Origin of the sequence: Microbacterium sp. zg-Y625, assembly GCF_030246925.1 — a bacterium.
GTDB lineage: Bacteria > Actinomycetota > Actinomycetes > Actinomycetales > Microbacteriaceae > Microbacterium > Microbacterium jiangjiandongii.
The window spans coordinates 70,578-88,028 of the sequence record NZ_CP126740.1 but is presented as its reverse complement, the minus strand read 5'-3'; the positions used below and the strand labels follow the sequence as shown (position 1 = coordinate 88,028).

The following is a 17,451-nucleotide window of genomic DNA, read 5'->3' as shown; positions in this document are numbered from 1 at the left end:
GTGGGTCAGTGGGCTGATGCCGAGATCAGAAGCTGCTGATCTCGGTCTGCCACGTCTCCCAGGCGGTCTCCTTGTCCTCGAGGCCGTCGAAGACACGGGTGATCGCGTTCTGCAGGGCGTCGTGGTACTTGAAGTAGTCCGCGCCCTTGTAGGTGGACACCGTGATCGCGTTGGCGCGGTCGATGCCGATCTGCCCGGTCGGAGCGCCGTTGAAGTACTCGTTGGTGTACGAGGTGACCGCTTCGCTGTCCTGTGCCTCGATCTGGCTGGGGAAGGTGCCGGCGTTCTCGAAAGCCTTGATCTGGTTCTCGGGGGCGGTCAGCCAGTCGGCGAGCTGCTGCGCAGCCTCGGTGTTCTTTCCGTCGGCGGGGACGACCAGGTACGAGCCGCCCCAGTTGCCGCCACCCTCGGGGAACGCGTTCGCGATGTCCCAGCCGGCGACGTCGGGAGCTTCACCGGCGATGATGCCGTGCATCCACGGCGGGCACAGCATGGCGGCGAACTCGCCACCGGCCATGGCCGCGTACCAGTCGTCGCTCCACTGACCGGGGAACGCAGAGATCGGGATCGCCTTGTCTACGACCTCGTCGTAGGCGGCGCGGATGTCGGGGTTCTCGGCGGCGATGATCGTGCCGTCCGGGTCCTCGTAGGCGAGCTCGAGCTGGTTGACGAGGCCCTGCAGCACAGAGTTCGTCGAGTCGATGAAGGGGGTGCCGGTCTTCTCGACGTAGTCGGCGCCGACCTGGAAGAAGGCATCCCACGTCGGGAACAGCTGGGCGACCTCTTCGCGATCGGTGGGGAGCCCGGCCGCTTCGAACAGGTCGGCGCGGTAGCAGATGCTCTGCGGGCCCATGTCGGTGCCGTAGGCGACGAGGTTGCCGTTGGCGTCGGTGGCCGCGGCCTCCTTCCAGTCGAGCCAGCGGCCCTTGAGGTCGTCGGGCACGGGCACGACGAGGTCGGAGTACTTCATCATCTCGGTGAACCAGTCCACCTCGACGGCCTCGACGTCGGCGAGGCCACCCTTGCCGAGCTTCTGGAAGAAGTTCGCCCGCGCGTCGTTGGACGTGGCCGCCTTGTTGTGGACGACCTCGATGCCGGTCTCCTCGGTGAACTCCGCGAGAAGCTCGTCCGAGTAGCCCATGTCGTTGAACGTCGCGAGCGTGAGCGTCTGCGCGCCGTCGGCGTCGCCGCCGTCGCCGGTGTCGCCGCCGCCACCGGCACAGCCGGCCAAGACGATTGCTGTGGTCGCGACGCCGGCCAGAAGGGCGGTGCGTCGCAGTGCGCGTGTTTTCACGTGTCACTCCTTTGTGGTGGTGGGTCTTGCGGGTCCGCGGCCGTCGCCCCCTTCGGGTGGGAGCGCTCTCACCGATTGGACGTCAGGCTATGGGATCGCTCCCACGAGCGTCAAGAGAGCGCTCCCATACGCGCGATCACAGTTCTATAACGTCCCGTTGCGCGGAGTGCCGCACGCCCCCACGCGATCGGGGACCGCACCGCGGGCCGGCGCCCATAGACTGGGCGGGCACCCTTCCCGCGACATCCGGAGCCTCACCATGCCCACCATCGTCGTCGACGTCATGCCCAAGGCCGAGCTGCTGGATCCGCAGGGGAAGGCCGTCGCCGGCGCTCTCACGCGCCTCGGCGTCACGGGGTTCGGTGACGTCCGCATCGGCAAGCGCTTCGAGCTGACCGTCGAGGGCGACGTCACCGACGAGACGCTCGCCGCCGCCCGCCGCATCGCCGACGACGTGCTCTCGAACTCGGTGATCGAGGACGTCGTCGGCATCGAGGTCGTCGAATGACGGTGCGCGTCGGGGTCATCACCTTTCCCGGCTCGCTCGACGACGGCGATGCCCGCCGCGCCATCCAGATCGCCGGCGCGGAGCCGGTCGCCCTCTGGCACGGCTCCCACGACCTCGAGGGCGTCGACGCCCTCGTGCTCCCCGGCGGCTTCAGCTACGGCGACTACCTGCGCGCCGGAGCCATCGCGGCGCTCGCGCCGATCATGGCCGAGGTGAAGGATGCCGCGAACCGCGGCATGCCCGTGCTCGGCATCTGCAACGGGTTCCAGATGCTCGTCGAGGCGCACCTGCTGCCCGGCGGCCTGATCCGCAACGCCCATCAGCAGTTCATCCGCCGCGACCAGCGGCTGCGCGTGGAGAACAACGACACCGCGTGGACGAGCGACTTCGCCTCCGGCCAGGAGATCGTCATCCCGCTGAAGAACGCCGACGGCGGCTACGTCGCGGCGGAGTCCGAGCTCGACCGCCTCGAGGGCGAGGGTCTGGTGACGCTGCGCTACCTCGGGGTGAACCCCAACGGGTCGCTCCGCGACATCGCGGGCATCACCAACGAGCGCGGCAACGTCTTCGGTCTCATGCCGCACCCCGAGCACGCCGTGGAGCCCGGCTTCGGTCCCGCCACACCCCGCGCCATGCGCTCCGGGGTGGACGGCCTGCCGTTCTTCACCTCGGCCGTCGCCGCGGTCGTGGGCGCCGCAGCCTGATCGTCCGGGCCCGCGCGCCCCAGGGGTGACTATCGTCGGAGCATGACCACCGGCATCCCTCCCCTTCTCGTCAGCGTTCCGTCCGAGCAGCTCGCGGAGGACCTCACCCCGGCGCCCGACGGCGCCGAGGTTGTCCTGTGGGATCTGTCGGGCGACGCGCCCCGCGATCACATCGACATCGTCGTTCCGCCGTACATGAACGGCGACACCCCGTACGAGCTGCTGGCCGCGGTCACCCCGCGGCTCGTGCAGGGCCAGTCCATCGGCTACGAAGGCGTCGCTGAGAAGCTGCCGGAGGGCCTCGTCTTCGCCAACGCCGCGAGTGTGCACGAGACCTCGACGGCCGAGCTCACGGTCGGACTCATCCTCGCCGCCCAGCGCCACATCGACGACTTCGCCGTCGACACCCGCGACGGGGTCTGGAAGCCGCAGTTCACCCAGAGCCTGGCCGACCGCCGCGTGCTGCTGATCGGCTACGGCGGCGTGGGCAAGGCCACCGCCGCGCGGCTGCTGCCCTTCGAGGTCGACCTGACGGTCGTGGCCCGCACCGCCCGCGACGAGGACGGCGTGCGGGTGCACGGCATCGACGAGCTCGAGGCTCTGCTCCCCGAGGCCGAGATCGTCGTGCTGACGCTGCCGGGTGGGGAGGAGACCCGCGGCATCCTCGACGCCGAGACGCTCGCGCTGCTGCCGGATGGCGCGCTCGTCGTCAACGTGGGCCGCGGTTCCCTCGTCGACACCGACGCCCTCGTGTCCGAGACCTCGTCGGGTCGGCTGCGCGCGGCGCTGGACGTCGTCGACCCCGAGCCCCTGCCCGAGGGCCACCCCCTGTGGGGTACGCCCGGGGTGCTGATCAGCCCGCACGTGGGCGGCGCCTCGAGCGCCATGCGCCCTCGGATCGCGGCCCTCGTACGGCGCCAGGTGGAACGGATGCTCGCCGGCGAGGAGCCTCTCAACGTCGTCGTGCGCACCTGAGCGGCGCCGGCAGCGCACGACGCGCGACGGTCGCCCTCAGGCGGTGAAGACCGCGTAGACGTCACCCACGGCTTCGCGACCGCCGAGGCCCGGGAGCTCCATGAGCACCGACGTGCCGATGACGACCCCGCCGATCGCACCGATCAGCTCGTGAGCGGCCACCAGCGTGCCGCCCGTGGCGAGCACGTCGTCGACCAGCAGCACGCGCGTGCCCTCGGGGATGTCGTCATGCACCTCGATGGCAGCCGTGCCGTACTCGAGCGAGTACGCCACCGACGCCGCCGGCCTCGGGAGCTTTCCCGCCTTGCGGATGGGCACGAGGCCCACGCCGGCCACCGTGGCCATGGCCCCGGCGAGCAGGAAGCCGCGCGCCTCGATGCCCGCCACCACGTCGAACCGACCCTCGAAGGGGGCGATCATCGCGTCGACGACGCTGCGGAGGGCGGCGGGATCCGCCAAGAGGGGAGTGACGTCGCGGAACAGCACGCCCTGCTCGGGATAGTCGGGGATCGTGCGGATGAGCGAGTCGGCGCGCGCAAGGGCGGCGGGTTCGGGGGTCACCGGCCGATTCTACGCGCGGCGCCGCCGACCTCCCTGGGAGCAGCCGCCCAGCAACCCCGACTGTAAGCGCTTGCAGTAGCATGGCCCCATGACACTCTCCGACACCCTTCCCGGCGCCGCCGCTGCGGACTCCCGCCCCGGATCCGAGTGGTGGCGCACCGCCGTCATCTACCAGATCTACCCCCGATCCTTCGCCGACGCCTCGGGCGACGGCGTGGGCGACCTGCCCGGCGTCACCTCCCGCATCGACGACCTGCAGGCCCTCGGTATCGACGCGATCTGGCTGAGCCCCTTCCAGCGTTCCCCGCAGAAGGATGCCGGCTACGACGTGTCCGACTACTGCGACGTCGACCCGCTCTTCGGTACGCTCGCGGACTTCGACGACCTCATCGAGGCCGCGCACTCCCGTGGCATCCGCATCATCGCGGACCTCGTGCCGAATCACTCCTCCGACCAGCACGTCTGGTTCCAGGAGGCTCTGGCGGCCGCCCCCGGCAGCCCCGAGCGCGGGCGCTACATCTTCCGCGACGGCAAGGGCGAGAACGGCGAGCTGCCCCCCAACAACTGGGAGTCCGTCTTCGGCGGCCCCGCATGGACGCGCGTGACCGAGCCCGACGGCACCGCCGGCCAGTGGTACCTGCACCTGTTCGACTCGTCGCAGCCCGACTTCGACTGGTCCAACCCCGTCGTGCAGGAGGAGTTCCGTCGCATCCTGCGCTTCTGGCTCGACCGTGGCGTCGACGGCTTCCGCGTCGACGTGGCCCACGGTCTGGTCAAGGCCCCCGGCCTGCCCGACTACACCCCCGACCCCCACGGCGGCTCGATGGGCGGCGACGCCGCCGAGGTGCCCTACTGGGGCCAGGAGGGCGTGCACGACATCTACCGCGACTGGCACAAGGTGCTCGCCGAGTATGACGGCGACCGGGCCCTGTGCGCCGAGGCATGGCTGCCGACGGTGGACATCACCGCCAAGTGGGTGCGCCCCGACGAGATGCACCAGGCGTTCAACTTCGCCTACCTCGAGACCCCGTGGGATGCCGCGGAGCTGCGCACCGTGATCAGCGAGTCGCTGCGCGCCTACCCCGCCGTGGGCGCCCCCAGCACCTGGGTGCTGTCCAACCACGACGTCGTCCGCCACGCCTCGCGCCTGGCGCTGACGGCCGAGAACCCCCAGGGCCATGGCATCGGCCCGGACTCCCCCGGCCAGCCCGAGCCGGTGCTGGGCCTGCGCCGCGCCCGCGCGGCATCCACCGTGATGCTGGCCCTGCCGGGATCGGCGTACATCTTCCAGGGCGAGGAGCTCGGGCTTCCCGAGGTCATCGACCTGCCCGGCGACGCCCGTCAGGACCCGACCTGGTTCCGCACCGAGGGCGAGCGCTACGGCCGCGACGGATGCCGCGTGCCGATTCCGTGGGACGCGGCCGCGCCTGCCTACGGCTTCAGCCCCACCGGCCAGTCCTGGCTGCCGCAGCCGGCGGAGTGGGCGACCCTCGCCCGCGACCAGCAGGTGGGCGACCCGGACTCGACGCTGTCGCTGTACCGCACCCTGCTCGCCGAGCGACGCGCGCACGGGCTCGGCGCGGGAACGCTGGAGTGGCTGGACGGCTACGGCGACGACGTGCTGGCCTTCCGCAACGGCGACGTGACCGTCATCTCCAACATCGGCGAGACGCCGGTGGAGCTGCCGACGGCAGAGCTCATCGTCGCGAGCGAGCCGGTCTCCGACGGCATTCTCCCCGCCGACACCACGGTGTGGCTGCGGTCGATCTGACGCGGACCCCTGGAGACCCCACGCCATGGTGAGCATCGATGAGGTGGCACGCGCGGCGGGGGTCTCCACCGCGACGGTGTCGCGCGCGCTGAGCGGGCGGGGGCAGGTCTCGGCCGGCACCCGCTCGCGCGTGCTCGACACCGCCGCGGCGCTCGGGTACGTCGTCTCCGCGCCCGCCTCGAGCCTGGCCTCGGGCCGTGCGCGCAACATCGGGGTGCTGCTGCCGGTGGTCGACCGGTGGTTCTTCTCCACCGTGCTCGCCGGCATCGCGTCGGGCCTGCAGAGCGCCGGGTACGACATCACCCTCTACGCGCTGACCGACGATCCGGTCGAGCGGGCCGCGGTGTTCGAGACGTTCCTGCGCCGCCGGCGCGTGGATGGCGTCATCGCCATCGCGATGTCGCTCGACGCATCCGAGGTGAGCCGCCTGGCCGGCCTCGGGCTCCCCGTCGTGGCGCTCGGGGCGGCCCAGCCGCCGCTGCCGAGCCTCTCGGTCGACGACGTCGCCGTCGCGCGGCTCGCCACCGGACACCTCACCGGGCTGGGTCACCGTGCCCTCGCGCACATCGGCACCGTGCACGGCGCCGAGGACGGCACCGACCGGGAGCACATCCCGTCACTGCGCCGGCGCGGGTTCGAGCTGGCGCTTGCGGATGCCGGCATCCCCCGGTCCTCCGCCCGTCAGGAGCAGGCCGACTTCACGATCGAGGGCGGGCATGCGGCCGCCATGAGGCTGCTGGACCGCGATGACCGGCCGACCGCGATCTTCGCGGCATCCGACGAGATGGCGATCGGCGCGATGATCGCCGCCCGCGACCTGGGGCTGAGCGTGCCCGGAGACGTGTCGGTGGTGGGCGTCGACGGCCACGAGCTCTCCGGGTTCTTCGGGCTGACGACGGTCGACCAGTTCCCGCATGACCAGGGCCTGCGGGCCGCCGAGGCGGTGCTCGCCGCGCTCGAGGCCCCGACGCCGCTGGCTGCGCTGCCGTTCGAGCTCGTTGTGCGGGCGTCTACCGGGGCTCCGAGACCGGGTGCGGCCGCGTTCCGTCGCGCCGCCGGCGGCGCCCCGTAGGCTCTGGCCATGAGCATCGACCTCGAAGCCCTCTACATCGATCTGCACCGTCACCCGGAGCTTTCCTTCCAGGAGACCCGCACGGCCGGGGTCGTCACCCGGAACCTGGAGCAGCTGGGGATCGAGTTCGAAGAGGGCATCGGGCGCACCGGCGTCGCCGCGGTGATCCGCAACGGCGCGGGACCGGTCGTCTGGCTGCGGGCCGACATGGACGGCCTTCCGGTCGAAGAGCGCACCGCCCTGCCCTACGCCAGCACCGCACGGGGCATCGACCCGTCCGGTCAGGACGTCCCCGTCATGCACGCCTGCGGCCATGACATGCACGTCACCGCCCTGCTCGGCGCCCTCGAGCGACTGCAGGCGACGACGGATGCCTGGTCGGGCACCGTGGTGGCCGTCTTCCAGCCCGCCGAGGAGTACGGCGCGGGGTCCGAGGCGATGATCGCCGACGGCGTGCTCGACCGCTTCCCCCGCCCCGACATCGTGCTCGGCCAGCACCTCACCCCGCTCCCCGCCGGCCTCATCGGGGTGCGCAGCGGCACGCAGATGGCGGCATCCGACGGGCTTACGGTGACGCTTCTCGGTCGCGGCGGCCACGGCTCGCGTCCGCACGCCACGATCGACCCCGTCGTCATGGCGGCAGCCACCGTCATGCGGCTGCAGACGGTCGTGTCGCGCGAGGTCGACCCGCGCGAGATGGCGGTCGTGACGGTGGGCTCCATCCACGCCGGCCTGAAGAACAACATCATCCCCGCCGAGGCGAAGCTCGAGCTCAGCCTGCGTTACACCGACGAGCCGGCACGCGAGCGCATCATGGCGAAGGTCGAACGGGTCGTGCGAGCGGAGGCACTGGCATCCGGCGCGGAGGAGCCGCCCGTCATCGCCGTTCAGCACTCTCTGCCGCCCACCATCAACGACGTGGATGCCACCGCCCGCCTCGTCTCCGCCTTCGAGCGCAGCTTCGGCGAGGACGCCGTGATCGACCCGGGCATGTTCACCGGCAGCGAGGACGTCTCGTGGTTCGCCCGCCGCGGCGGCGCACCGCTGGTGTTCTGGTTCTGGGGCGGCGTGGACCCCCAGGTCTACGCCGCGGCCGCCGCGGGCGGGACGATCGACGAGGACATCCCGACGAACCACTCCCCCTTCTTCGCGCCGGTGCTGCACCCCACGATCGAGCGCGGCGTCGAGAACCTCGTGGTCGCAGCGCGGGAGTTCCTCTCCGCGTCCTGACGCGCGTTCCGCGCCGTCGGCTGCTGACCGCGCCGGCGACCCCCGCCACGCGCGCGCGGCGTAGCCTGGAGGGGTGAGTGCCACAATCCCCTCCACCCCCGAACGGGTCCTCGACGCCGCCGCCCTGCGCGCCGACTTCCCGATCCTCGGACAGCAGGTGAACGGCGAACCCCTCGTCTACCTCGACTCCGGCGCGACCAGCCAGAAACCGCAGGTCGTCCTGGATGCCGAGATCGACTTCCTGACCCGCGCCAATTCCGCGGTGCACCGCGGCGCACACACTCTGGCCGCCGAGGCGACCGAGCTCTTCGAAGACGCCCGCGAGACCGTCTCGGGCTTCGTCGGCGCGCAGCCCGAGAACCTCGTGTGGACCAGCGGCGCGACCCTCGCGCTGAACCTCGTCGCCTACTCGATCGGCAACGCCACCGCCGGACGCGGCGCGCCGGCATCCGCCCCCTTCGCCCTGCGCGCCGGCGACGAGATCGTCGTGACCGAGGCCGAGCACCACGCGAATCTCATCCCGTGGCAGGAGCTGGCCGCCCGCACCGGGGCGGTGCTGCGCCACATCCCGGTGCAGGACGACGGCACGCTCGACATGGCTGCCGCCGCCTCCGTCATCGGCGAGCGCACGCGGGTCGTGGCGTTCAGTCACGTGTCGAACGTGCTGGGGATCGTCAACCCCGTCATCGAGATCGTCGCGCTGGCCAAGGCGGTCGGTGCTCTGACGGTGATGGATGCCTGCCAGTCGGCTCCCCACGTGGCGCTCGACCTGCCTGCGCTGGGCGTTGACCTCGCCGCGTTCTCGGGGCACAAGATGCTCGGACCCTACGGAGTCGGGGCGCTGTACGGGCGCACCGAGGTGCTCGAGGCTCTGCCGCCCTTCCTGACCGGCGGATCCATGGTGACCACGGTCACCCTCGACGAGGCGGGATTCCTGCCCGCACCGCAGAAGTTCGAAGCCGGCACGCAGCCGGTGTCTCAGGCCATCGGACTCGCCGCCGCGGCGCGTTACCTCGACGCCATCGGCATGGATGCCGTGCACGCCCACGAGCGTGCGATCGGCCGCCGGCTGATCAGCAGGCTCGACGCGATCGAGGGCGTGCGGGTGCTGGGCGACCCCGGCGCCGACGTCGACCGCATCGGACTGGCCTCCTTCGACGTCGCCGGCGTGCACGCGCACGACGTGGGACAGTTCCTCGACGCCCGAGGCATCGCCGTGCGCGTCGGCCACCACTGCGCCAAGCCGCTGCACGCGCGATTCGGCCTGACCGCGTCGGTGCGCGCCTCGGCATCGGTGTTCACCACCGACGACGACATCGACCGCTTCCTCGACGCCGTGTCCGGCGTGCGGGCGTACTTCGGCGTGGAAGGAGCCACCGCATGAGCACCCTCGACTCCCTCTACCAGGAGCTGATCCTGGATCACTCGAAGCACCCGCACGCCCGTGGCCTTGCCCCAGAGGACGGCCGCACGGCCACGTCGCACCAGCACAACCCCATCTGCGGCGACGACATCACCCTGCGCGCGCGCGTCTCCGACGACGGCGAGACCCTCACCTCGGTCACGTGGGACGGCTCCGGCTGCTCGATCTCGCAGGCGTCGGCATCCATGCTCGCCTCGCTGGTGGACGACCGCGTCGAGGCCGACGGCGGCATGAGCCGCCAGCAGGCGATCGACCTCATCGGGGGATTCCGCGAGGTGCTGCGCTCGCGCGGCAAGCTCGAGCTCGACGAGGACGTCTACGGCGACGCCACGGCGCTCTCGGGCGTCTCGAAGTTCACCGCACGCGTGAAGTGCGCGATGCTGGCGTGGGTGGCCCTCGAGGACGCGCTGCCCCGGGCCTGACCGCGGACCGAGGGCGGCGAGCGCGGGGCTGTCAGCGGGTCGCTACGTCGCCGGCGAGCACGGACTCCAACCGGGCGTAGCTCGACTCCATGCCGTCGGCCATGCCCGTCGCCAGCACCGCGTCGCGGGTCTCGCGGTCCGGGTACGCGATGAGCACCGTGACGAGCGTGGCGCCGTCCTCCTCCTCCAGGCTCAGGTCGTTGAGGGTCGAGGGATAGTCGGTTCCGGTCATGTGCTCGGTCGTGACGGCGCGACGCGGCGGATCCGACAGCAGCGTTTCGCCGTCGAAGCCGAAGCGCTCACCGGCATCCGGGTTCACCGGCTCCCACTCGTACCGGTAGCGGCCGCCGACGGCGGGGTCCACCTCGCAGACGCTCATGCGCCAGCCGTCGGGGCCGAGCATCCAGCGCCGCAGCAGCTCCGGGTCCTGGTGCGCGCGCCACACGAGATCGATGGCGCCGTCGATGAGACGGGTGATGCGCACGCGGGTGTCGTCGAGGAGCTCCACCTGAGTGCCCCTGCCCTGCGCGTACTCGCGGAGCCCGGCCAGCACGCGGTCGAGCTGGTTCATCGCCATGGTCGAACCCTCGATCGCCCCCATGGCCACCACGGCGTCCAGCGCGTCCGCGGAGGTGAAGTGCGTGACGTTGCGCAGCCGGGAGCCGGTGGGCGTGGGCTCGAACGCGAACGTCATCCGCATCGCCGGTGGCATCCCCTCCTGCGGCTCGCCGTTCTCATCGACGAAGCCGTCGAGCACGTCGAACCCGGTGGGCTCGTTGATCGCGAGGAACTCCCAGACGCCGTGGGACTGCTCGCCGCGCGGGCTCGTCATGTGGTATCTGGCGCGACCGCCGGCGGTGAGGTCGAACGCCGTGAACGTGGCCGGCCAGCCGGGAGGTCCCCAGAAGCGCTCCAGCTGACGCGGATCGGTGAACACCTGCCAGAGGCGCTCGACGGGGGCCGCGAAGTCGGCGATGAGGGTCATCGTGAGGGCTTCGGGGTCGGTGGTGACTTCGGTGACGGGCATGTCATTCTCCTTGCGTCGTTGAGGGAGAGGTGGGTTCGGCGAGCAGCTCGTCGAGCTGGTCGATGCGGGTGCGCCAGAGGTCTTCGTAGGCCGCGAGGAGTGCGCGTGCTCGGGCGATCATGGTCGGATCCGCCCGCACGAGCCGCTCGCGTCCCTCGGCGCGTTTGACGATGAGACCGGCAGCCTCGAGCACGGCGACGTGCTTCTGCACACCGGCGAACGACATGTCGTAGGCGGTCGCGAGAGCCGAGACGGACTGCTCGTGTTCGAGCGTCCGCCGCAGGATGTCGCGCCGCGTCGCCGCCGCCAGCGCGTGGAACAGGCGGTCGGTCTCATCATCGGTCAACTCAATTCGTACAACCATTTGGTTGCACGTTAAACCCGCGAGAGGGCGGCGTCAAGACCTGGACCGGATCCCGCTGGCGCGGCGACGCGAATACTCACTCGGCGACGCGAATACTCACTCGGCGACGCGAATACTCACTCGGCGTCGCGAATACTCACTCGGCGTCGCTTCGATCCCCCGGGCTCATCTCGGTTCGGCGGCGAGGTGGAGGACGGATTCGGCGAGGGCGCGGATACCGAGGGCGACGTCCGCTGCTGAAACGGCCTCGTCGGGATGATGGCTGATGCCGTCGGGATTGCGGAGGAAGATCATTCCGACGTCGGTCACGGCGCCGAGCGCCATGCCGTCATGCCCGGCACGACTGAAGATCGTGGCGGGCGCGTCGGATCCGGGCGGCAGCGTCGAGACGATGCCCTCGCGGATGACGTCCTGCAGGATCGGCGCGCAGAAGACGGCCGGCGCACTGTGCACCTGATGTCCCGACCACCTCAGCCCGCGGCGCCCCATGATCGCGTCCAGCTCGCGGGAGATCGCCGCCCATGTGCGGTCGCGCTCACCGTCGAACTCACCCCGCAGGTCGACCGAGAGCCGAGCTTGCCCGGGAACGATGTTGACGGCGCCGGGGAAGACCTCGAGTTGGCCGACGGTCCCGATGATGTGCTGCTCCGCACGACAGATCGCTTCGATGGCGAGCGCCGCCTCGGACGCCCCGAGCAGGGCGTCGCGACGCATGTCGTAAGGCGTACCGCCGGCGTGACGGGCCTCGCCCTCCACGAGCAGCTGAAAGCGGCGGGCTCCCGCGATCGAGGAGACGACAGCGAGCGACTCCCCGCGCCGATCAAGCTCCGGCCCCTGCTCGATGTGGGCCTCGAGGTAGCCGACAAGGTCGCCGGGGCGGCGCGCCGCCTCGCCCAACCGCGTCGGATCGAGGCCGAAGTCGAGGAAGGCCTCGCGCAGGGTTGTGCCGTCGGCATCGGTCAGGCGCCACCAGTCGTCGTCCCATGTGCCCGCGAGGGCGGACGAGCCGAGCAGCGCCTTCCCGAACCGCGTCCCCTCCTCGTCGGAGAACGCAGCGACCTCGATGGCGAACGGGAACGGCGAGCGCCATGCGTCGTCAGGTGCCGGTACTCGCAGCAGGCGCACGACTTCGAGGCCCATGAGCACGCCGACGATGCCGTCGTATCGCCCGGCGTCAGGGACGGTGTCGAGGTGGGAGCCGATCAAGAGAGCCGGTGCGTCGCGGTCCGGGATCGCGCCGGTTGCCGCCTCGAGGCGTCCGATCTGGTTGCCCGCGGCATCCTGGTGCGTGGTCATTCCGAGTTCGCGCATCCATTCGGCCGCCAGCCGATTCACCCGCGCGTGCTCCGGCGAGAGGTAGACACGCTCGATCCGCCCAGGGGCCGAGGTGACGCGCGCGAGCTCCTCACAGCGGGCCATGACCCGACGGGCCGCCGTCGCGACCTGGTCGGGGGTCGCGTCGAGCCGGACGGTCACACCGCCCCCGCGTACACGGCGGTCGCGGCTTCGACGCCGCCGCCCGCGGGCACCGCGACGCCATGGCGCATCAGGACTGCCTCGAGGGCCGCGAGAGTCGTGAGGACGGCGTCCTTGCGCGCGTTGTAGCCCATCGTGCCGATTCGCCACACGCGGCCGTGGAGCGGTCCGAACGACGTGCCGATCTCGATGCCGAAGTCCTCCAGAAGGGCGGCGCGAGCGACATCTCCCGGCACCGCGTCGGGGATCTCGACCGCGACGACGTTGTTCATCTTGTGTGCGACGTCGCCGAAGACGGCGAGCCCCAGCGCACGCAGGCCCTCGAGCATGGCGCGGCCGGCGAGCTCGTGCCGCGCTATCACCGCGGAGCGGCCCTCGAGGAGCATGACCCGGGCGCACTCGCGCGCCCCGTAGAGCATCGACGTCGCCTCGGTGTGGTGATTGAGACGGCGCGGCCCCCAGTAGTCGAGGATCATGCCGAGGTCGAAGTAGTTCGACCGGACGGCGTCGGGCGCCGACGGGTCGCCGGGCTCGCGGATGCCCGCTTCGATCTTCTTCCGCGACTGCAGGATCTCGACGGCCCGGCTCGACAGCGTGATCGGTGCCGAGCCGGACGGACCGCCGAGGCACTTCTGCAGACCGGCCGTCGCGGCATCCAGTCCCCACGCGTCGGTTTCGAATTCGTTGCCGCCGAGCGATGCCGTCGCGTCGGTGTAGAACAGCACCCCGTGGCGGGCGCAGACGGCGCCGATCTCGTCGAGCGGCTGCATCATCGTCGTGGATGTGTCGCCGTGCACGAGGGCGAGGAGCGACGGACGCACGCGTACGATCGCCTCTTCGATGACCGACGGTGGGAAGACCTGGCCCCACTCGGTCTCGATCGTGTGCACCTCTGCCATCGCGCGCTCGGCGATCTCGGCGAGGAGGTGGCCGAAGCGTCCGAAGATCGGCACCAGCACACGGTCGCCGGGGCGGATGAGCGAGACGAGCGCCGCCTCGATCCCCGCGCGGGACGTGCCGTCGACGAGCAGTGTCGCCTCGTTCGAGGTCGCCCACACGCCACGGTAGAGCTGCTGTGTCTCGAGCATCGTCGTGGTCATGAAGGGGTCGTACTGCCCCACGAGCGGCGCCGACATCGCCCGCAGCACGCTGGGATAGGCCGAAATCGGTCCCGGCCCCATGAGGAGGCGGGCGGGCGGGTCGATCGGGCCGGGGATGGGCGCGTCAGTCATGGCTGCTCCGGGGAGAGGGGGTCGGCGACGAGGCGCGCGAGGCGACGCGCAAGGCGGACGAGGGCGATGTCCGTCCCCGCTCGCGAAACGAGACACACGCCGACCGGCGCGGATCCGAGCGGTGACGAGACGGTGAGGAGGGGCACCGAGATCGCAGGGAGGCCGCCGACGGCTGCGGGACTCGTCATCCGCAGGGTCGCCTGCCGCACGGCGTCGATCCGCTCACCGCCGTACGTCCGCAGGGGTGCCGGGCCCGGGACGGTGGGCATGAGCAGCACGGCGCTTTCCACGAGATGGTTGATGTGCTGGCGCAGTGGCTCGAGCGCGGAACGCGCGGATGCCTCAGCCTCGGGCGTCACACCGGATGCGATTCGGAAGCGCTCCGCGACGGCCGCCGCGACGGCGCCGGGGTTGGCCTGCAGCCATTCGCCGTTGTTGCGCCAGGCCTCAGCACCTTGCACGGTGCGGAACGGCTCGAAGAAGTCCTCGAGGCTTCCCAGCCCCACGCGCGTGAGCGCGGGGGGATCGTCGGACGCCGCGATGCGCGAGAGGAGGGAGTCGAACGCCGCGCGGGTCTCGGGCTCGGCCGCCGCGAGGATCTCCTCGGGCACGAGAAGACGCCACGGCAGGTCCGCGCCGGAGGCCCCGTAGACGCTCTGCGTCGACTCCGACCCGTCGTAGCCGAGGCACCAGTCGGCCACCCGCTGCATCGTCGCGCCGTCTCGCGTCAGCCATCCGACCGTGTCGAACGACTGTGCGAGCGGGTGCAGGCCCTGGCGTGGAACGAGCCCGTGCGTGGTGCGCAGGCCCCAGAGCCCTTGGTATGACGCAGGGACACGCACCGACCCGGCCGTGTCGGTCGCGAGGCCGATATCGGCCTGCCCCGTGCGCACGGCGGAGGCGGGGCCGCTGGAGGATCCACCCGGAAGCGCTCCGGGTACGGCTCCGTTGGGCGGCGTCCCGTAGTGAGCGTTGTCACCCGCGATGCTGTAGGCGAACTCGTCGGTACGAGCAATGCCGCGAAGCGACGCGCCCCCGCGCAGGAGGTCGCCGACGGCTGGCGCTGTCGACGTCTCGGCCTTCGCGGCATCGAGGAACGCAGGGTTGCCCGCGCCGATCCGATAGCCCTTGATCGCGAAGACATCCTTGACGGCGACCGTGAGCCCGGCGAGCGGGCCGTCCCACGCCCCCTGGTAGAGCGGGTCGCCGACCGTCCGCCACACGGACCGGTCGAGTGCCTGCGCGCGCGGGGTCACGTGCGCGGAAGTGATGAGCCAGCGCCCGTCGATCCGCTGCCACAGCTGCGTCTGCAGACCCGTGCCGCCGGACAGGTAGTGCGAGACCGAGACGAGGAGCGCGGCATCCGTCCCGAGCGCCCGGTACTCGATCCGCTCGATGGTGCGCGGCGCGACTCCTCCTCGGGCACCGCGGAACGCGCTGATGACGTCGTGTCCGACGAGCAGCCCCGCACCGTCGCCGCGCATCGTGGACGGGCTGGGGGCGAACGCCGCGTCGAGTGCTTCGAGGTCGTTCGACAGGATCGCGCGCTCGTAATCCCCGAAGGCGGTGAGGAGGTCTTCCGGAATCGTGGGGTCGGCGAGTGTCCTGCGCTGGTCAGCCACGGTGCACTCCTTCGAAATCCGCTTCGCGGATGCGGGCATGGATGCCGCACACGATGTCGACGACCTGGGAGATGTCGAAATCGGTCGCCGCGCTCAGGTAGGCGTAGGCGAGGTGCTCATCCATCCCCCAGCGGGCGGAGATGAGTTCGATCGCGGCGCGGACGCACTTGCTCATCGCGATGTCCAGGTCGGGGTCGAGTCCCGTCGGCACGAGGTACTCGGGGGTCCGCACCAGGGGGCCCGACACCTCGCCGAACTCCCGCAGCGCCTCGGCGCGCGGCAGGACGTCGAATCGCAGGGTCGCACGAAGGGATGCCTCGAGCGCGGTCAGCGCCACTTCGCCGTCGCCCTGCGCGAAGTGCGGATCGCCGACATAGGCGAGCGCGCCGGGAACCTGCACCGGAAGGTAGAGGGTCGTCCCCTGGACGAGCATCTTGATGTCGATGTTGCCACCGTGCCGACCAGGGGGGACGGAGTGCGGTCGCTCGGACCCCGCGACGGCGACGCCCATCATGCCCAGGAACGGCGCGAGGGGGAACTCGACGACCCGGTCGCCGCCGTCGACGAGGGGCAGCATGCCGACGTGCACGCCGTCCCGCTCCTCGACGGGGGTGAAGACGCTGACGTTCCCGCTCGACCGTGGCAGGACGCCGACCAGCGCGCCCTTGCCGTGCCGGTTCGAGATGACGCCGTAGGGCACGCGCGGCACGAGCCGCTCGACCGTGATCGCAAGCAGATCGCCCGGTTCGGCGCCCGCAACGAAGATCGGACCGGTCACAACGTGCGGACCGTCCACCGTGAGGTCGCGCGACAACGAGGCGGCGATCTCGATGGCGTCGTGGAGGACGGATGCCGGGTCCACGCCGTGCGCGCCGAAGTACGCGAGCGGGTCCTTCCCCTGATCCTCCAGGACGCCCTCATGACTGACCGTGTCGATGGTCACGGTCTGGCCGGCCGCGATGCGCAGGACCGGCGCATCCGTCGCACACGGGAGCCGACCCCACAGCACCGTATCGGGCGTCGAGCGGAGGTAGTGGTCACCCGGCAGGTCGCCCTCACCCGGCTGCAGGATGTTCACGCGCCGGCCCCCTTCGCCGGTGTGAAGAGACGCTGATGGCCGACCGCCCCGACGGTGGCGGTGAGCAGTGCCGCGAGGAGAAGCGGGACTGCGGGACCGAAGACCAGAAGCAGTGCCCCGATGACCGCACCGAGGAAAATGACGGCGATCGCGGCGAACCGTCGATTCCACAGGCCCTTGGCCCCCCGTTCCACCAGGGATTCGCTTGCAAGCGAGGTAAGGGTGGAGGTGACGACGACGGTGGTCATGTCGGCGACTCCCAGGCTGCGGGCCACGGCGGCTTGGACCCCCATCACGGCGGCGGTCAGCGAGGAGGCCACCAGCTCGAGGGGCCAGGAGTCCGCCCATGCGGGCACGAGGAACGCCACTCCCAAGCCGGCGAGGACCGCCGCGCCCGCGGCCAGCAGCACCGTCACGGCACCGCCCCACTCCTTCCTCCGGCGACGGAGCACAAACCCGGCCATGAACGCACCCAGCGTGAAGGTACCCAAAGCGATGGCCGGACCGAGGATCGGCAGATCGTCCGCTCCGGCGACGGCCATTCCCAGGATCACGATGTTGCCCGTCATGTTCCCCACGAACACCCGGTCCAGCGCGAGGAAGCCGACAGCATCGACGACACCGGTGACGAACGTCAACACCATCATCAGAAGGAGCGACACATCAGCGGGCGAAACGCCATCGGCTGAGCG

At 71.0% G+C, this 17,451-nt stretch carries 17 protein-coding genes; 8 read left to right on the top strand and 9 right to left on the bottom strand.

Features of this window, described 5'->3' with window-relative positions:
• Window positions 1–25: 25 nt before the first annotated feature.
• Window positions 26–1,294: an ABC transporter substrate-binding protein gene (locus tag QNO14_RS00425; protein ID WP_257506965.1), complete on the bottom strand. Its 1,269-nt coding sequence runs from the start codon at window positions 1,292–1,294 to the stop codon at window positions 26–28.
• Between the two features lie 259 nt (window positions 1,295–1,553).
• Here QNO14_RS00425 and purS point away from each other — a divergent pair, with 259 nt between their 5' ends.
• The 3 genes from purS to QNO14_RS00410 are packed head-to-tail and all read left to right on the top strand — an operon-like array spanning window position 1,554 to window position 3,481.
• The gene (gene purS / locus QNO14_RS00420; RefSeq protein ID WP_257506966.1) at window positions 1,554–1,802 is read left to right on the top strand and encodes a phosphoribosylformylglycinamidine synthase subunit PurS; all 249 of its coding nucleotides are present in this window, start codon (window positions 1,554–1,556) and stop codon (window positions 1,800–1,802) included.
• On the top strand, window positions 1,799–2,506 hold the full coding sequence (gene purQ / locus QNO14_RS00415; protein WP_257506967.1) for a phosphoribosylformylglycinamidine synthase subunit PurQ: 708 nt from the start codon (window positions 1,799–1,801) through the stop codon (window positions 2,504–2,506). The genes purS and purQ overlap by 4 nt, the downstream gene beginning before the upstream one ends.
• A 42-nt stretch (window positions 2,507–2,548) precedes the next feature.
• A complete protein-coding gene (locus tag QNO14_RS00410) occupies window positions 2,549–3,481 on the top strand; it encodes a 2-hydroxyacid dehydrogenase (protein ID WP_257506968.1) in 933 nt (310 codons plus the stop codon).
• 36 nt (window positions 3,482–3,517) lie between these two features.
• Here QNO14_RS00410 and QNO14_RS00405 read toward each other — a convergent pair whose 3' ends face one another.
• Window positions 3,518–4,042: an adenine phosphoribosyltransferase gene (locus QNO14_RS00405; protein ID WP_257495286.1), complete on the bottom strand. Its 525-nt coding sequence runs from the start codon at window positions 4,040–4,042 to the stop codon at window positions 3,518–3,520.
• 88 nt (window positions 4,043–4,130) lie between these two features.
• On the opposite strand from QNO14_RS00405, the gene QNO14_RS00400 reads away from it, so the two are divergent.
• From QNO14_RS00400 to sufU, 5 genes are all read left to right on the top strand, one after another.
• Complete coding sequence (locus QNO14_RS00400; protein WP_257506969.1) at window positions 4,131–5,813, top strand: glycoside hydrolase family 13 protein; 1,683 nt, start codon at window positions 4,131–4,133, stop codon at window positions 5,811–5,813.
• Window positions 5,814–5,838: 25 nt separating this feature from the next.
• Entirely contained in the window at window positions 5,839–6,885 is a 1,047-nt protein-coding gene (locus QNO14_RS00395) for a LacI family DNA-binding transcriptional regulator (RefSeq protein WP_257506970.1), read from the top strand.
• Window positions 6,886–6,894: 9 nt separating this feature from the next.
• Window positions 6,895–8,115 (top strand): amidohydrolase, encoded by a 1,221-nt coding sequence (locus QNO14_RS00390; RefSeq protein WP_257506971.1) that lies wholly within the window; start codon window positions 6,895–6,897, stop codon window positions 8,113–8,115.
• Between the two features lie 73 nt (window positions 8,116–8,188).
• Window positions 8,189–9,499: a SufS family cysteine desulfurase gene (locus tag QNO14_RS00385; RefSeq protein WP_257506972.1), complete on the top strand. Its 1,311-nt coding sequence runs from the start codon at window positions 8,189–8,191 to the stop codon at window positions 9,497–9,499.
• Window positions 9,496–9,960 carry a Fe-S cluster assembly sulfur transfer protein SufU gene (gene sufU / locus QNO14_RS00380; RefSeq protein WP_257495281.1) on the top strand — a complete coding sequence of 155 codons (465 nt, stop codon included), beginning with the start codon at window positions 9,496–9,498 and terminating at the stop codon, window positions 9,958–9,960. Before QNO14_RS00385 ends, sufU begins: the two co-directional genes overlap by 4 nt.
• Before the next feature lie 31 nt (window positions 9,961–9,991).
• Here sufU and QNO14_RS00375 read toward each other — a convergent pair whose 3' ends face one another.
• The 7 genes from QNO14_RS00375 to QNO14_RS00345 form a co-directional block, all read right to left on the bottom strand.
• Window positions 9,992–10,987: an SRPBCC family protein gene (locus QNO14_RS00375; RefSeq protein WP_257506973.1), complete on the bottom strand. Its 996-nt coding sequence runs from the start codon at window positions 10,985–10,987 to the stop codon at window positions 9,992–9,994.
• Window position 10,988: 1 nt separating this feature from the next.
• The gene (locus QNO14_RS00370; protein WP_257495279.1) at window positions 10,989–11,351 is read right to left on the bottom strand and encodes an ArsR/SmtB family transcription factor; all 363 of its coding nucleotides are present in this window, start codon (window positions 11,349–11,351) and stop codon (window positions 10,989–10,991) included.
• Between the two features lie 165 nt (window positions 11,352–11,516).
• A complete protein-coding gene (locus tag QNO14_RS00365) occupies window positions 11,517–12,827 on the bottom strand; it encodes an allantoate amidohydrolase (protein ID WP_257506974.1) in 1,311 nt (436 codons plus the stop codon).
• Entirely contained in the window at window positions 12,824–14,059 is a 1,236-nt protein-coding gene (locus QNO14_RS00360) for a pyridoxal-phosphate-dependent aminotransferase family protein (protein WP_257506975.1), read from the bottom strand. The genes QNO14_RS00365 and QNO14_RS00360 overlap by 4 nt, the downstream gene beginning before the upstream one ends.
• A complete protein-coding gene (locus QNO14_RS00355) occupies window positions 14,056–15,681 on the bottom strand; it encodes an AtzH-like domain-containing protein (protein WP_257506976.1) in 1,626 nt (541 codons plus the stop codon). The genes QNO14_RS00360 and QNO14_RS00355 overlap by 4 nt, the downstream gene beginning before the upstream one ends.
• Entirely contained in the window at window positions 15,674–16,759 is a 1,086-nt protein-coding gene (locus QNO14_RS00350; protein ID WP_257506977.1) for an acetamidase/formamidase family protein, read from the bottom strand. The genes QNO14_RS00355 and QNO14_RS00350 overlap by 8 nt, the downstream gene beginning before the upstream one ends.
• The gene (locus QNO14_RS00345) at window positions 16,756–17,421 is read right to left on the bottom strand and encodes a YoaK family protein (protein WP_257506978.1); all 666 of its coding nucleotides are present in this window, start codon (window positions 17,419–17,421) and stop codon (window positions 16,756–16,758) included. Before QNO14_RS00345 ends, QNO14_RS00350 begins: the two co-directional genes overlap by 4 nt.
• Window positions 17,422–17,451: the final 30 nt, after the last annotated feature.

What these genes read in the sequence shown, in the direction of transcription:
- purS (WP_257506966.1), top strand. Translation starts at nt 1,554, where the DNA reads ATGCCCACCATCGTCGTCGACGTCATGCCCAAGGCCGAGCTGCTGGAT.
- purQ (WP_257506967.1), top strand. Translation starts at nt 1,799, where the DNA reads ATGACGGTGCGCGTCGGGGTCATCACCTTTCCCGGCTCGCTCGACGAC.
- QNO14_RS00410 (WP_257506968.1), top strand. Translation starts at nt 2,549, where the DNA reads ATGACCACCGGCATCCCTCCCCTTCTCGTCAGCGTTCCGTCCGAGCAG.
- QNO14_RS00400 (WP_257506969.1), top strand. Translation starts at nt 4,131, where the DNA reads ATGACACTCTCCGACACCCTTCCCGGCGCCGCCGCTGCGGACTCCCGC.
- QNO14_RS00395 (WP_257506970.1), top strand. Translation starts at nt 5,839, where the DNA reads ATGGTGAGCATCGATGAGGTGGCACGCGCGGCGGGGGTCTCCACCGCG.
- QNO14_RS00390 (WP_257506971.1), top strand. Translation starts at nt 6,895, where the DNA reads ATGAGCATCGACCTCGAAGCCCTCTACATCGATCTGCACCGTCACCCG.
- sufU (WP_257495281.1), top strand. Translation starts at nt 9,496, where the DNA reads ATGAGCACCCTCGACTCCCTCTACCAGGAGCTGATCCTGGATCACTCG.
- QNO14_RS00375 (WP_257506973.1), bottom strand. Translation starts at nt 10,987, where the DNA reads ATGCCCGTCACCGAAGTCACCACCGACCCCGAAGCCCTCACGATGACC.
- QNO14_RS00370 (WP_257495279.1), bottom strand. Translation starts at nt 11,351, where the DNA reads ATGGTTGTACGAATTGAGTTGACCGATGATGAGACCGACCGCCTGTTC.
- QNO14_RS00360 (WP_257506975.1), bottom strand. Translation starts at nt 14,059, where the DNA reads ATGACTGACGCGCCCATCCCCGGCCCGATCGACCCGCCCGCCCGCCTC.